The following is a 13,348-nucleotide window of genomic DNA, read 5'->3' as shown; positions in this document are numbered from 1 at the left end:
AAATGGCAAAACGCCGCGAGGGTTGGTCGCGGCGCGGGTCGTTCTGCGTTGAAACGGGGTTACTGGATCTGCCCGTGGCAATGCTTGTATTTCTTGCCCGAACCGCAATAGCACAGTTCGTTACGGCCCAGCTTCTGTTCGTTACGCACCGGCGCGGTAGCCAAGGCCACATCCACGTCTACGCCCTCTTCGGCGACCACTTCCAGGCCTGGCGCTTCGGCATGTTCGAACTGCATCCGCGCGGCCAAGGCTTCGGCCTCCTGGCGCAGGCGAGCTTCTTCTTCGGCCGGGTCTTCGCGGCGAACCTGAACGTGGGACAGCACACGGATCGAGTCGCGCTTGATCGAATCCAGCAGCTCGGAGAACAGCGTGTAGGACTCGCGCTTGTACTCCTGCTTCGGGTTCTTCTGGGCGTAGCCGCGCAAGTGGATACCGTGACGCAGGTGATCCATGGTCGACAGGTGGTCTTTCCACAGGTCGTCCAGGACTCGCAGCACAATCTGCTTCTCGAAGGAGCGCAGCGCTTCGGCGCCGGCCTGGTCTTCTTTCTCGTTGTAAGCGGCGATCAGTTCGGCCAGCAATTTCTCGCGCAGGGTTTCTTCGTACAGGTGGTCGTCTTCGTCGAGCCATTTCTGGATCGGCAATGCCACGCCGAAGTCGCTCTGCAACGCGGCTTCCAGGCCGGCCACATCCCACTGTTCGGGCAGCGACTGCGGCGGAATGTGCGCACTGACGGTGGCGTTGAGCACATCCTGGCGGAAATCGGCGATGGTTTCGCCGATGTTGTCGGCGGCCAACAAACTGTTACGCATGTGATAGATCACTTTGCGCTGTTCGTTGTTGACGTCGTCGAATTCCAGCAATTGCTTGCGGATATCGAAGTTGCGGCCTTCGACCTTGCGCTGGGCTTTTTCGATGGCGTTGGTCACCATGCGGTGCTCGATCGCCTCGCCTGGCTGCATGCCCAGGGCCTTCATGAAGTTCTTCACCCGGTCAGAGGCGAAGATGCGCATCAGGCTGTCTTCCAGGGACAGGTAGAAACGGCTGGAACCGGCATCGCCCTGGCGACCGGCACGGCCACGCAACTGGTTGTCGATACGACGCGATTCGTGGCGCTCGGATGCGATCACCTGCAAGCCGCCCGACTCGAGCACTTGCTGGTGGCGCTTCTGCCAGTCGGCCTTGATCTGTGCGATCTGCTCGGGGGTCGGGTTTTCCAGGCTGGCGACTTCCACTTCCCAGTTGCCGCCCAGCAGGATGTCGGTACCCCGACCGGCCATGTTGGTGGCGATGGTCAGCGCACCCGGGCGACCGGCCTGGGCGATGATCTCGGCTTCTTTTTCGTGGAACTTGGCGTTGAGGACCTTGTGCTCGATGCCTTCCTTGTTCAACAAGGCGGACATGTGCTCGGAGGTCTCGATGGTGGCGGTACCCACCAGGATCGGCCGGCCCTGGGCCATGCCTTCCTTGATGTCATTGATGATCGCCGCGTATTTCTCTTCGGCGGTCAGGAACACCAGGTCGTTGTAGTCCTTGCGAGCCAGCGGCTTGTTCGGCGGAATCACCACCACTTGCAGGCCGTAGATCTGGTGGAACTCGAACGCTTCGGTGTCGGCGGTACCGGTCATGCCGGACAGTTTGTTGTACAGGCGGAAGTAGTTCTGGAACGTGGTCGAGGCCAGGGTCTGGCTCTCGGCCTGGATGTTCAGGCCTTCCTTGGCTTCGATGGCCTGGTGCAAGCCTTCGGACAGGCGACGGCCCGGCATGGTACGGCCGGTGTGCTCGTCCACCAGCACGACCTGGCCATCCTGCACGATGTATTCGACGTTGCGATGGAACAGCTTGTGGGCACGCAGGCCGGCATAGACGTGGGTCAACAGGCCCAGGTTATGGGCCGAGTACAGGCTCTCGCCCTCGGCCAGCAGGCCGACGCGGGTGAGCACTTCCTCGATGAACTGGTGACCGGCTTCGTTGAGTTCGACCTGGCGGGTCTTCTCGTCGATGGTGTAGTGACCGGCCTGGGTCACTTCGCCTTCGACTTCCTCGACGTGCAACTTGAGCTGCGGGATCAGTTTGTTGATCTCGATGTACAGCTTGGAGCTGTCCTCGGCCTGACCGGAAATGATCAGCGGGGTACGGGCTTCGTCGATGAGGATGGAGTCGACTTCGTCGATCACGGCAAAGTTGAGTTCGCGCTGGAATTTTTCTTCCATGCTGAACGCCATGTTGTCGCGCAGGTAGTCGAACCCGAATTCGTTGTTGGTGCCGTAGGTGATGTCGGCGGCGTAGGCGGCGCGCTTCTCTTCCGGCGGCTGGAACGGCGTGACGACGCCGACGGTCAGGCCGAGGAATTCATAGAGCGGACGCATCCAGTTGGCGTCGCGACGGGCCAGGTAGTCGTTGACCGTTACTACGTGCACACCCTTGCCGGACAGTGCGTTGAGGTACACGCCCAGGGTCGCCACGAGGGTCTTGCCCTCACCGGTACGCATCTCGGCGATCTTGCCTTCGTGCAAGGTCATGCCACCGATCAACTGAACGTCGAAGTGGCGCATGCCCATGATCCGCTTGCCGGCTTCACGGGCAACCGCAAAGGCTTCGGGCAGGAGCTGGTCAAGGGTTTCACCCTTGGCGATGCGGTCCTTGAATTCGGCAGTCTTGGCGCGTAACTGATCGTCCGAAAGGGCCACCATTTGCTCTTCGAAGGCATTGACAGTCTGTACCGTCTTGAGCATGCGCTTGACTTCACGCTCGTTCTTGCTTCCAAAAAGTTTCTTTAACAAAGGCGCAAACATATCGGCAGGATCTTCCACACTAAAGGGATGGAGGGCGGCCCCGTGAGTCGCCCGTGCAGCCCTCATGGCCGCATGCGAACGAGCATTCTACCCGGAAACGATGGAGAGGAAAGTGGCGTTATTCCACGATGCTGGCACAGCGCTGTGGCGGGGCTTGCATAAAATAAGGGCTTTTGCGCGAACTTCAACCCACCAGGCGCAGAAGTTACTTATCGATTGGGCAGGTAAAACGCCGCTGGGCGAGAGGGTCGAGGCGCATCCGGCGCTTTCTGCTACCATGGCGCCTCTGTCATTTGCGGTATTAGTTCATGGCCTTCCGCCCTCTTCCAGCCAAGGCACCCGCCGTTCTGCTGCGCGAAGCCAAGCCGCTCAAAGCCATCTTCGGCCACGCCAAGCGCCTGGGCCACCTGCAACGGCTGCTGGACAGCCAACTGCAACCCGCCGCCCGTGAGCATTGCCACGTTGCGTCCTGGCGCGAAGGCAGTTTGTTGCTGATCGTCACCGATGGCCATTGGGCCACGCGTTTGCGCTATCAGCAAAAGCGTCTGTTGCGTCAATTGCAGGCCTTTGAGGAGTTTGCCAGCCTGACGCGGATTTTGTTCAAGGTGCAGCCGCCTACGGTGCAGGTGGGCGTCAAGGGACACACGCTGGACCTGTCTACCGATGCGGCCGCGACCATCCAGGCTACGGCGGATGGTATTAGCGATCCTAATCTGCGGGCGGCGTTGGAGCGGTTGGCTGCGCATGCTCGGCCCAAGGATTGACCTGGGTTTCTTGGTTGGGTGTAGGACCGCTATGGGTGGGGGGTTGTAGTTTGTGTGTATATCCGTTTTTTTGGTAACGGCTGCTGGCGGTTCCGCTCTTACAGCGGCTCACTTTTGAGAAGCCTGCGCGGCCCGGCGAAAAGTAAGCAAAACGCTCTTGCCCCACCACTTGGTGCCTCGCCTAGGCTCGGCATGCCCTCACTCCGGCATTGCTCCGTGGGCCCGCTGCGAAGGGCCATCCATGGCCCAGCGCAGCTATCCCGGCATCCATGCCGGGATGCCCACTCCACAAGGCCTGCGTTCGGCCAGCGTGGTTAATGGGGCGCCGAGATCAACGTCCGCCGCGAGGCGGCCTGATAGCCGACCTGATTCAGGGTGATCGCGTTTCTCCTGTGGGAGCGGGCTTGCTCGCGAAAGCGGAGGATCAGTTTGTGATGATGTTGGATGTGCCGACGCCTTCGCGGGCAAGCCCGCTCCCACAGGTTTTTGTGTCGCTTGCAAATGCTGTGAACACCCGCAACTCCATGTGCGAGCTTGCTCGCGATAGCGGTGGTTCAGCCACATAGATGCTGGAAGTGCCTTGCTCTTGCTCTTGCTCTTGCTCTTGCTCTTGCTCTTGCTCTTGCTCTTGCTCTTGCTCTTGCTCTTGCTCTTGCTCTGCTTTTGATCTTGATCTGGGCGCCCCGTTAAACCACGCTGGCCGAACGCAGGCATTGCGCAGTGGGCACCTCGGCATGGATGCCGAGGTAGCCGCGCTGGACCATGGATGGTCCTCGGTGCAGGTGGGCGTCAAGGGGCACACGCTGGACCTGTCTACCGATGCGGCCGCGACCATCCAGGCTACGGCGGATGGTATTAGCGATCCTAATCTGCGGGCGGCGTTGGAGCGGTTGGCGGCGCATGCTCGGCCTAAGGATTGACCTGGGTTTCTTGGTTGGGTGTAGGACCGCTATGGGTGGGGGGTTGTAGTTTGTGTGTATATCCGTTTTTTTGTAACGGCTACTGGCGGTTCCGCTCTTACAGCGGCTCACTTTTGAGAAGCCTGCGCGGCCCGGCGAAAAGTAAGCAAAACGCTCTTGCCCCACCACTTGGTGCCTCGCCTGGGCTCGGCATGCCCTCACTCCGGCATTGCTCCGTGGGCCCGCTGCGAAGGGCCATCCATGGCCCAGCGCAGCTATCCCGGCATCCATGCCGGGATGCCCACTCCACAATGCCTGCGTTCGGCCAGCGTGGTTAATGGGGCGCCGAGATCAACGTCCATCGCGAGGCGGCCTGATAGCCGACCTAGTTCAGGTGGGACCGCGTTCCTCCTGTGGGAGCGGGCTTGCTCGCGAAAGCGGAGGATCAGTTTGTGATGATGTTGGATGTGCCGACGCCTTCGCGGGCAAGCCCGCTCCCACAGGTTTTTGTGTCGCTTGCAAATGCTGTGAACACCCGCAACTCCATGTGCGAGCTTGCTCGCGATAGCGGTGGTTCAGCCACATAGATGCTGGAAGTGCCTTGCTCTTGCTCTTGCTCTTGCTCTTGCTCTTGCTCTTGCTCTGCTTTTGATCTTGATCTGGCCGCCCCGTTAAACCACGCTGGCCGAACGCAGACATTGCGCAGTGGGCACCTCGGCATGGATGCCGAGGTAGCCGCGCTGGACCATGGATGGTCCTTCGCGGCGGCCCACGGAGCAATGCCGGAGTGAGGGCATGCCGAGCCCTAGCGAGGCTCTGAGTGGTGGGGCAAAGCGCTTTTGGTTACTTTTGGCTGGTCCGGCTCCCGGCTCTTCCAAAAGTGACCCGCTGTAAGAGCGGAACCGCCAGCAGCCGCCACAAAAAAAACGTATATACACACAAACTCCCGCCTCCCTTGTGAAAGCAACCCGGCCTTGCCTACCGACGCTTGCTCCCCCCCAACAACGACCCCATCAACCCCCGCACCAATTGCCGCCCCAACTGATTGGCCGCCTGGCGCATCGCCGATTTCAACGCCTGGCCAGCCGCCGTGCCAAGGAACTCCCCAGCCTTTTCGGTAAAACTCGGCTCTTCGCCCGCCGGTTTGCCCGGAACCACTTCGGCCTGAGGCTCCAACCCCTTACGCCCCATCAACACTTCATAGGCCGACTCGCGATCAATCGGTTTGTCATAGCGCCCCTGCAACGGCGAACTGGCGATCAGCCCGGCGCGCTCGGCCTCGCTCAGCGGCCCGATGCGCGACTGCGGTGGCGCCACCAACACGCGCTGAACCATCTCCGGCGTACCTTTTTCCTGCAAGGTGCCCACCAGGGCCTCACCGATACCCAGTTCGGTGAGCACCGCCAGGGCATCGAACTGCGGATTAGGCCGAAAACCATCCGCCACCGCCCGCAACGACTTCTGCTCCTTGGCAGTAAACGCCCGCAGGCCATGCTGGATGCGCAACCCCAACTGAGCCAGAACATCATCCGGCAAGTCGCCGGGCGACTGGGTGACGAAATACACCCCCACGCCCTTGGAGCGGATCAGCCGCACCACCTGTTCCAAACGCTCCTGCAAGGCCTTGGGCGTGCCGGCAAACAGCAGGTGCGCCTCATCGAAGAACAGCGCCAGCAGCGGTTTGTCCGCATCGCCGCGCTCGGGCAATTGCTCGAACAGTTCGGCCAGCAGCCACAGCAGGAACGTCGCGTAGACCTTCGGTGCTTCATGCACCAGGCGGCTGGCATCCAGCAAGTGAATGCGGCCACGGCCATCGCTGGCCGGTTGCAGGATGTCTTCGAGCTGCAAGGCCGGTTCGCCGAACAACGCTTCCGCGCCCTGCTGTTCCAAAGTGGACAGGCGCCGCAACAAAGCCTGGCTGGAGCCGGTGGTCATCAACGCCGCGTCATCGCCCAGCAACTCGGGGTTGTCCCTGAGGTGATTGAGCAGCGCCTTCAGGTCCTTGAGATCCAGCAGCAACAAGCCTTCGCGGTCGGCCACCTTGAAGGCGGCATACAACGCCGATTGCTGGCTGTCCGTCAGTTCAAGCAGGCTGCCGATCAGCAAGGGGCCCATTTCGCTCAATGTGGTGCGCAATGGATGACCCGATTGACCGTGGATGTCCCACAACGTCACGGGATAAGCCTGAGGCTTGTGGTTTAGCCAAGGCATGCCGGCGATCCGCTCGGCGATCTTGCCCTGGGGGTTGCCGGCGGCGCCGAGGCCGCACAGGTCGCCCTTGATGTCTGCGGCAAACACTGCCACGCCGGCATCGCTGAACATCTCGGCCAGGCGCTGCAAGGTGACGGTCTTGCCGGTACCGGTGGCACCCGCCACCAGACCATGACGGTTCGCCAGGCGCATGGCCTGGGCGACAGGCTGGCCGGCAAGGTCGGCCCCGATTATGAGTTGCGATGAGTCAGGCATTTGGTCACCTGTGAGAGTTGCGATATGACGCCATTTTGCACGCTTATATAAAAGCACGCCTGGCGCATCAAGGCCCCGGGCGCTGGAAATAAAAATGTGGCGAGGGAGCTCGCTCCCTCGCCACCTCATTTGCAGAGCCGCTACGTCACCACAACCCCAACCGAACATCTATTCTTCATAAAGGTCAACACAGGAGAACACTGACCGGAGGGATGTTCATCGTGCATATAGCGGACATAACCATGTTCTACGCCCCCGCCAGCGGAGGCGTGCGCACTTATCTGGATGCCAAGCATCGGCGCCTGGGTGATCGGCCCGGTATTCGCCATAGCCTGCTGATTCCCGGCGCACATTTGAGCGAGCACGACGGGATCTACAAGGTTCCGGCCCCTGCACTGCCGTTTGGCAAAGGCTATCGCTTCCCGCTTCGCCTGGCGCCCTGGCGTAATGTCCTGCGTGATCTACAGCCGGATCTGATCGAAGTCGGCGATCCCTACCTCACCGCATGGGCGGCGCTGGATGCCCGCCGTCAGCTCGACGTGCCCGTCATCGGTTTCTATCACTCCGACCTGCCATTGCTGGTCAGCAACCGCATGGGCAACTGGTTCACCCCCAATATCGAAGCCTATGTCAGCAAGTTGTATGGCAATTTCGACCGGGTCCTGGCGCCCAGCCAGGTCATGGCCGACAAACTGACCGGCCTGGGGGTTCGCAACGTCTATGTGCAGCCTCTGGGCGTCGACTTGCAAACCTTCAACCCCGCCGCCCGCGACCCGGAGTTGCGCGCGGAGCTGGGCATCGCCGAAGACACGCGCCTGCTGATATTTGCCGGTCGCGGCTCCAAGGAGAAAAACCTGCCGGTGCTGCTCAAGTGCATGAAGCGCCTGGGCGAGCGCTACCACTTGCTCTTGGTGGGCTCGTCGATGCCCGCCGTGGTGCCGGACAACGTCACGGTGGTCGATGAATTCTGCCCGGCGCCGCAGGTCGCCCGGCTCATGGCCAGCGCCGACGCCCTGCTGCATGCCGGCGACCAGGAAACCTTCGGCCTGGTGATTCTCGAAGCCATGGCCAGCGGCATTCCGGTGGTGGCGGTGGCGGCCGGGGCGTTCACCGAAATCGTCCATGAAGACTGCGGCTTGCTGTGCACGCCCAACAACCCCCAGGCCATGGCCAACGCCGTGCGCCAGCTCTTTTCCGAAGGCTGCCAGCGCCGCGGCATCCTGGCGCGCCGTCATGTGGAACGGCATTACGCCTGGGACTGCGTGGTCGACAGCCTGCTGGGGCATTATCACGCCGTGCTCGGCGAACAGATGCCGTTGCTGGCCAACGGTTGAGGCGAGGTCCGTGTCGATGAATCATTCGCCCACCGTATTATTGGTGTTGCACGATGTCGCGCCGCAAACCTGGCCCGATTACCAGCCTTTCGTTGAAGCCGTTGACGCCCTCGGCCATGTGCCCATGACCTGGCTGGTGGTGCCCGACTTTCACCGCACCAACGCGCTGCAAGCCCATCCCGGCTTTCGGCACCTGCTCGACAGCAGGGTCGAGCGCGGCGACGAACTGGCGCTGCATGGCTACTACCATTGCGACGATGGCCCTGCGGTCCGTCACCCCAAGGACTGGTTCATGCGCCGGGTCTATACCCATGAAGGCGAGTTCTACGGTTTGTCCGAACAAGCCGCCCTCGCCCGCCTGCGCGCTGGCATCGAAACCTTTGAGCGCTACCAATGGCCGCTGGAAGGTTTCGTCGCCCCGGCCTGGCTGATGAGCGAAGGCACGCGCCAAGCCCTGCGCCAACTGCCACTGAGCTACACCAGCGATCCCCAGCATCTTTATCGTCTGCCCGACTTCACCACCATCGATGCTCCGGGACTGGTCTGGAGCGCCCGCAGTGCCTGGCGTCGAGGCCTGTCGAAAGTCATCAGCGACCAACGTGAACAGCGCTGGCGCCAGGCGCCGGTGATTCGCCTGGGCCTGCACCCGGTGGACATGCGCCACCCGTTCTCCCGGGATTATTGGCTGCGAACCCTCGAACGCCTCCTGGAGGACGGGCGCGTGCCGATGACCAAGATCGGCTGGCTGGCGAACCAGGGCCTGCGGGTCAGCAGCGCCGCATGAAACGGCTGATCTGGCTGGGCGCCGCGCTGCTTACGGCGTTGCTGATTCCATTGTTAGTGGGCGGCGGGGAAATGTGGTCGCGGGTGCAGCGCTTTCCCTTGTCGCTGCTGCTGGCCATGCTCAGCATGATTGTCCTGTGCTGGGCCCTTAACTCGGTGCGCCTGCGCTTGTTGTTGGGCGAGCACCGTGGGCGCATCGGCGGTCTGAAAAGCCTGGGCGTGGTGATGTCCACGGAGTTCGCCATGTGCGCGACGCCCGGTGGCAGTGGCGGCCCGCTGACCTTGATGGCCCTGCTGGCGCGCAACGGCGTGCGCCCAGCCCATGGCAGCGCGGTGTTTGCCATGGACCAGTTGAGTGACCTGCTGTTTTTCCTTTGCGCCTTGGTGGGCATTCTGTTTTACGCGTTGTTCCAGAACCTCAGCCAGCGCATGGAATGGATGCTCGCCTTGAGCGCGATTTCAATGTTTGGCGGGCTGTTCGGCTGCGTGCTGGTGGCCCGCTATCACCGCCGGCTGATCCTGCTCGGGGCGCGACTGTTGCGGCATTTGCGGGTGAAGAGCACCACCCGGCGACGCTGGGGGCGCAAGATCCTGCATTTCCTGGCGGCGTTCACCGACACCTTGAAATTGCCGCGCCAGACCCTGTTCCAGGTGTTCGGCCTGACCTGCCTGCATTGGGCCTTGCGCTATAGCGTGTTGTATCTCGCACTGAAGGGACTGGGGGCGGATTTGCAGTGGGCCTGGAGTTTCCTGATCCAGATGCTGTCCTTGAGTGCGGGACAATTCAGCCTGCTGCCGGGCGGTGCCGGGGCGGCGGAGTTGACATCGGCGGCTCTGCTGGCGCCCATGGTGGGCAAATCCACAGCCGCAGCGGCCATCCTGATCTGGCGGGCGGTGACCTATTATTTTTATCTGGTGGCCGGCGGGCCGGTGTTCTTCTTGATGGTCGGACGACCGTTGATCAAGAAGCTGATCAAATTCAGGCAGGCCTGATCGATCAGCGCTTCTGTTCGGGCTCATCCTGGGGATGTAACTGTTCCCACAATTGCGCCGCATCGGGAAACTCGGTGCCGTCGTCCGGACTCAACGCGTCGGGGTCGTAGCGGCTCAGGCAGCCCTCGCCCAGGGTTGCCGGCGCTTTTGAGGTGGCTTTATCCAACGGATCGGTCATGGCTGGCCTCATGAAAAAGGGCCTGGCGATTGCTCGTCCAGGCCCCTTGAGTGTACTCAGAACACCACGGTCTTGTTGCCGTGCACCAACACCCGATCTTCCAGGTGATAGCGCAAGCCCCGCGCCAGGACCATCTTCTCCACGTCACGGCCGAAACGCACCATGTCTTCAATGCTGTCGCTATGGCTGACGCGCACCACGTCCTGCTCGATGATCGGCCCGGCGTCCAGCTCCTCGGTCACGTAATGGCAGGTGGCGCCAATCAGCTTCACGCCGCGCATCGAGGCCTGGTGGTACGGCTTGGCCCCGACGAACGAGGGCAGGAAGCTGTGGTGAATATTGATGACCTTGTGGGCGTATTCGCTGCACAAGGCTGGCGGCAGGATCTGCATGTAGCGGGCCAGGACCACCACCTCGGCGTCGTGCTGCTTGACCAGCCGCGAGACTTCGGCGAACGCCGGCTGCTTGTCCTGCGGATTGACCGGTACGTGGTAATACGGAATGCCGTGCCACTCCACCATGCTGCGCAAGTCGTCATGGTTGGAAATGACACAAGCGATGTCGCAATCGAGCTCATCGCTGTGCCAGCGGTGCAACAAGTCCGCCAGGCAGTGAGACTCGCGGCTGGCCATCAGTACCACGCGCTTTTTCTGCGCGGTGTCGGTGATGCGCCAGTCCATCGAGAATTCTTCGGCAATCGGTGCGAAGGCCTCACGAAAAGCTTCGATGCCAAAGGGCAGCGAGTCGGCACGAATCTCGTGACGCATGAAAAACCAGCCGCTCTGATTGTCCGAGTGATGGCTCGCTTCAGTGATCCAGCCGTTGTGGGACGCCAGGAAGTTACTGACTTTAGCAACGATACCGACGCGGTCCGGGCAAGCAATCACCAACCGAAAAGTGCGCATTAGGGAACTCCAGAACTTCGCAAAGGCGTCCATTCTAGCCATTGCGCAGCAAAACTGCAGTATTCGATGACACGCCGTGCCGTCCGAGGCGAAGCCAGCAGCGCTGGTCGGCCCGATGAGAGCCGCTATATGGCGGAACAAAGGCTCATCGATATTTAAACTGCAATAGCTTTTTTGTGGCACAGCGCTAGTTAATTAAATAAAACGCCGGTTAAATGTTTACTTGATGAAACTGTCTGATTACTATTACCGCACTGTCTCCTTGTCACCCGCGTCCTACATAAGGTAGTCCAAATGTCCTTGATCAACGAATACAACGCCACAAAACAAGCCATTGAAGATCTGCAACAACGTCTGGCCGACCTGTCCAAAGACGACAAACTGCAAAAAGAGCTGGAATTCGAAGGCAAACTGCGCACGCTGATGGGTGAATACTCCAAGTCCCTGCGTGACATCATTGCCCTGCTGGATCCAGAAGCCAAGTCGAGCAAAGCACCGCGTGGCGCCGTGAAAACTACCGGCACCAAACGCGCTCGCAAAGTTAAGCAATACAAAAACCCGCACAACGGCGAAGTCATCGAAACCAAAGGTGGCAACCACAAGACTCTGAAAGAGTGGAAAGCCAAGTGGGGCGGTGATGTGGTTGAAGGCTGGGCAACCCTGCTGGGCTAAGCCTCATCGGTTCGCGCTGTTCTTTGCGAACAAAAAACGCCAGCATTTGCTGGCGTTTTTTATGCCTGTGATTTTGTCTTCATTGTGTCTCGAGGCTAAAACGTTTGCGCAATTGCTGGCTGTAATCCTGCCATTGCAGCAGTACTTCTCGCTGCGCGGGCGTAGCAAGCACCGTCCACTCGGCCATCGCCTCGTCAAAACTTTGCAAGGTATTAGGTGCCCCCCATTGCGGAGCGGTCAGACGTTGTTGGCAGAAAACTCTCCAGCGCGCCTGCTCTTCAGGACTCAACGTATCTGCAAAGTTGCGTGCGCGATAACGGAACAATAGTTCCGGCAAACGCTCATCGTCGAACGGCCAACGCTCCCGGGCCAATTGCGCTGGGTCCGCCAGGCGCACTTGTTCACATAAACGCCGATCACGATCCCCCATGAAGCCTGCGTATAACTGCTGTTCGGGATCCTCACTGGCGGTGAAATCTTCATGACCATAAATAGCTTCAAGTTTGTCTTGCCAAACTTTCTGTGCGTCAGTTAGCCGCAACGCCCGCTCCCGGTACCCCTCCATATCCAGTTGCAGCCGCTCCTGATCTTCGGCGCGCAGCACCGTCAACGGCGCAATCACCGGGCATTTGTTGATATGAATGAGTTTGAGCGGCACCGGCAATTCGCCTTCGAGCAACGCGTCACGGCGAGTATATAAACGTTGACGCAGGTGATCGGCATCGTGGTCCAGCAGGCCCTGGGGATCGAGGTGCAGATCGCAGACAATCAGGGCATTGCGGTTTTTCGGATGCCAGGCCAGCGGCAGGACGACGCCGATGTAGTTTCGCTCGGCCGAGAAACGTCCGGAAATATGCACCATCGGTTGCAGCAGGCGCACCTGATCCATCACCTTTTGCTTGCTGCGCAACTGGAACAGCCAGTCGTAGAGCCGTGGCTGTTTTTGGCGGATCAGTCGAGCCAGGGCGATGGTTGCGCGCACGTCCGACAAGGCATCATGGGCCTGTCCATGATCGATGCCATTGGCGGCGGTCAAGCGCTCGAGCTTGAGCGTGACGCGGCCCTCCTCCTGCGGCCAGACAATCCCTTGCGGACGCAGCGCATAGGCGGCGCGCACCAGGTCGATCAGGTCCCAGCGGCTGTTACCGCCCTGCCATTCCCGGGCGTAGGGGTCGAAAAAATTTCGATACAGGCTGTAGCGGGTCATCTCGTCGTCGAAGCGCAGGGTGTTGTACCCAGCGCCGCAAGTGCCGGGGGCGGCCAGGTGGCCATGGACACGGGTCATGAAGTCAGCTTCGCTCAGGCCTTTTTCGGCCAGGCACGCCGGGGTAATCCCAGTGATCGCGCAGGCTGCCGGATGGGGCAGGATGTCATCGCTGGGCCGGCAATACAGGTTCACCGGTTCGTCGATTTCATTGAGTTCGAAATCGGTACGAATACCCGCCACTTGCAGGGGCCGGTCGCAACGCGGGTTGATGCCGGTGGTTTCGTAGTCGTACCAGAAGATGGAAGTCACGGGCTGTTCCTGAGCTGAAGACTGGCGAAGTCTAGGCGCTGGA

10 protein-coding genes and 1 pseudogene are annotated in these 13,348 nt (G+C 60.7%); 6 read left to right on the top strand and 5 right to left on the bottom strand.

Translation table 11 applies throughout. From position 1 onward, the window contains the following. Positions 1-59 precede the first annotated feature (59 nt). A complete protein-coding gene (gene secA, locus PFLQ2_RS22155; RefSeq protein ID WP_003178561.1) occupies positions 60-2,795 on the bottom strand; it encodes a preprotein translocase subunit SecA in 2,736 nt (911 codons plus the stop codon). A 308-nt stretch (positions 2,796-3,103) separates the two neighbouring features. On the opposite strand from secA, the gene PFLQ2_RS22160 reads away from it, so the two are divergent. Continuing rightward, the gene (locus tag PFLQ2_RS22160) at positions 3,104-3,559 is read left to right on the top strand and encodes a DUF721 domain-containing protein (RefSeq protein WP_003178559.1); all 456 of its coding nucleotides are present in this window, start codon (positions 3,104-3,106) and stop codon (positions 3,557-3,559) included. 773 nt (positions 3,560-4,332) lie between these two features. After that, positions 4,333-4,479: pseudogene (locus PFLQ2_RS27570) on the top strand (DUF721 domain-containing protein); the annotation flags it as partial. A 957-nt stretch (positions 4,480-5,436) separates the two neighbouring features. On the opposite strand, the gene PFLQ2_RS22165 reads toward PFLQ2_RS27570, so the two are convergent. Further along, a complete protein-coding gene (locus tag PFLQ2_RS22165; protein WP_003178555.1) occupies positions 5,437-6,924 on the bottom strand; it encodes a helicase HerA-like domain-containing protein in 1,488 nt (495 codons plus the stop codon). Positions 6,925-7,136: 212 nt separating this feature from the next. Here PFLQ2_RS22165 and PFLQ2_RS22170 point away from each other — a divergent pair, with 212 nt between their 5' ends. Genes PFLQ2_RS22170 through PFLQ2_RS22180 form a run of 3 tightly spaced genes read left to right on the top strand, consistent with a single transcriptional unit; the run spans position 7,137 to position 10,034 of the window. Further along, on the top strand, positions 7,137-8,258 hold the full coding sequence (locus tag PFLQ2_RS22170) for a glycosyltransferase family 4 protein (protein ID WP_033045930.1): 1,122 nt from the start codon (positions 7,137-7,139) through the stop codon (positions 8,256-8,258). Between the two features lie 16 nt (positions 8,259-8,274). After that, the gene (locus PFLQ2_RS22175) at positions 8,275-9,042 is read left to right on the top strand and encodes a DUF2334 domain-containing protein (RefSeq protein ID WP_033045929.1); all 768 of its coding nucleotides are present in this window, start codon (positions 8,275-8,277) and stop codon (positions 9,040-9,042) included. Further along, positions 9,039-10,034 carry a lysylphosphatidylglycerol synthase transmembrane domain-containing protein gene (locus PFLQ2_RS22180; RefSeq protein ID WP_003178549.1) on the top strand — a complete coding sequence of 332 codons (996 nt, stop codon included), beginning with the start codon at positions 9,039-9,041 and terminating at the stop codon, positions 10,032-10,034. The genes PFLQ2_RS22175 and PFLQ2_RS22180 overlap by 4 nt, the downstream gene beginning before the upstream one ends. Positions 10,035-10,038: 4 nt before the next feature. On the opposite strand, the gene PFLQ2_RS30415 is transcribed toward PFLQ2_RS22180, so the two are convergent. Both PFLQ2_RS30415 and purU read right to left on the bottom strand, forming a co-directional pair. Continuing rightward, entirely contained in the window at positions 10,039-10,212 is a 174-nt protein-coding gene (locus tag PFLQ2_RS30415; RefSeq protein WP_003178547.1) for a hypothetical protein, read from the bottom strand. Positions 10,213-10,268: 56 nt separating this feature from the next. Then, positions 10,269-11,117, bottom strand: coding sequence for a formyltetrahydrofolate deformylase (gene purU, locus PFLQ2_RS22185; RefSeq protein ID WP_003178545.1), 849 nt, complete (start codon positions 11,115-11,117; stop codon positions 10,269-10,271). 294 nt (positions 11,118-11,411) lie between these two features. Here purU and mvaT point away from each other — a divergent pair, with 294 nt between their 5' ends. Then, a complete protein-coding gene (mvaT, locus tag PFLQ2_RS22190) occupies positions 11,412-11,789 on the top strand; it encodes a histone-like nucleoid-structuring protein MvaT (protein WP_003178543.1) in 378 nt (125 codons plus the stop codon). Between the two features lie 79 nt (positions 11,790-11,868). Here the strand turns inward: mvaT and sbcB are convergent, their stop codons facing one another. After that, a complete protein-coding gene (gene sbcB / locus PFLQ2_RS22195) occupies positions 11,869-13,305 on the bottom strand; it encodes an exodeoxyribonuclease I (RefSeq protein WP_003178541.1) in 1,437 nt (478 codons plus the stop codon). Positions 13,306-13,348 lie beyond the last annotated feature (43 nt).

Source organism: Pseudomonas fluorescens Q2-87 (genome assembly GCF_000281895.1).
Taxonomy (GTDB): domain Bacteria; phylum Pseudomonadota; class Gammaproteobacteria; order Pseudomonadales; family Pseudomonadaceae; genus Aquipseudomonas; species Aquipseudomonas fluorescens_S.
The sequence above is the reverse complement of the archived record's forward strand: the minus strand, read 5'-3'. Positions and strand labels throughout refer to the sequence as shown.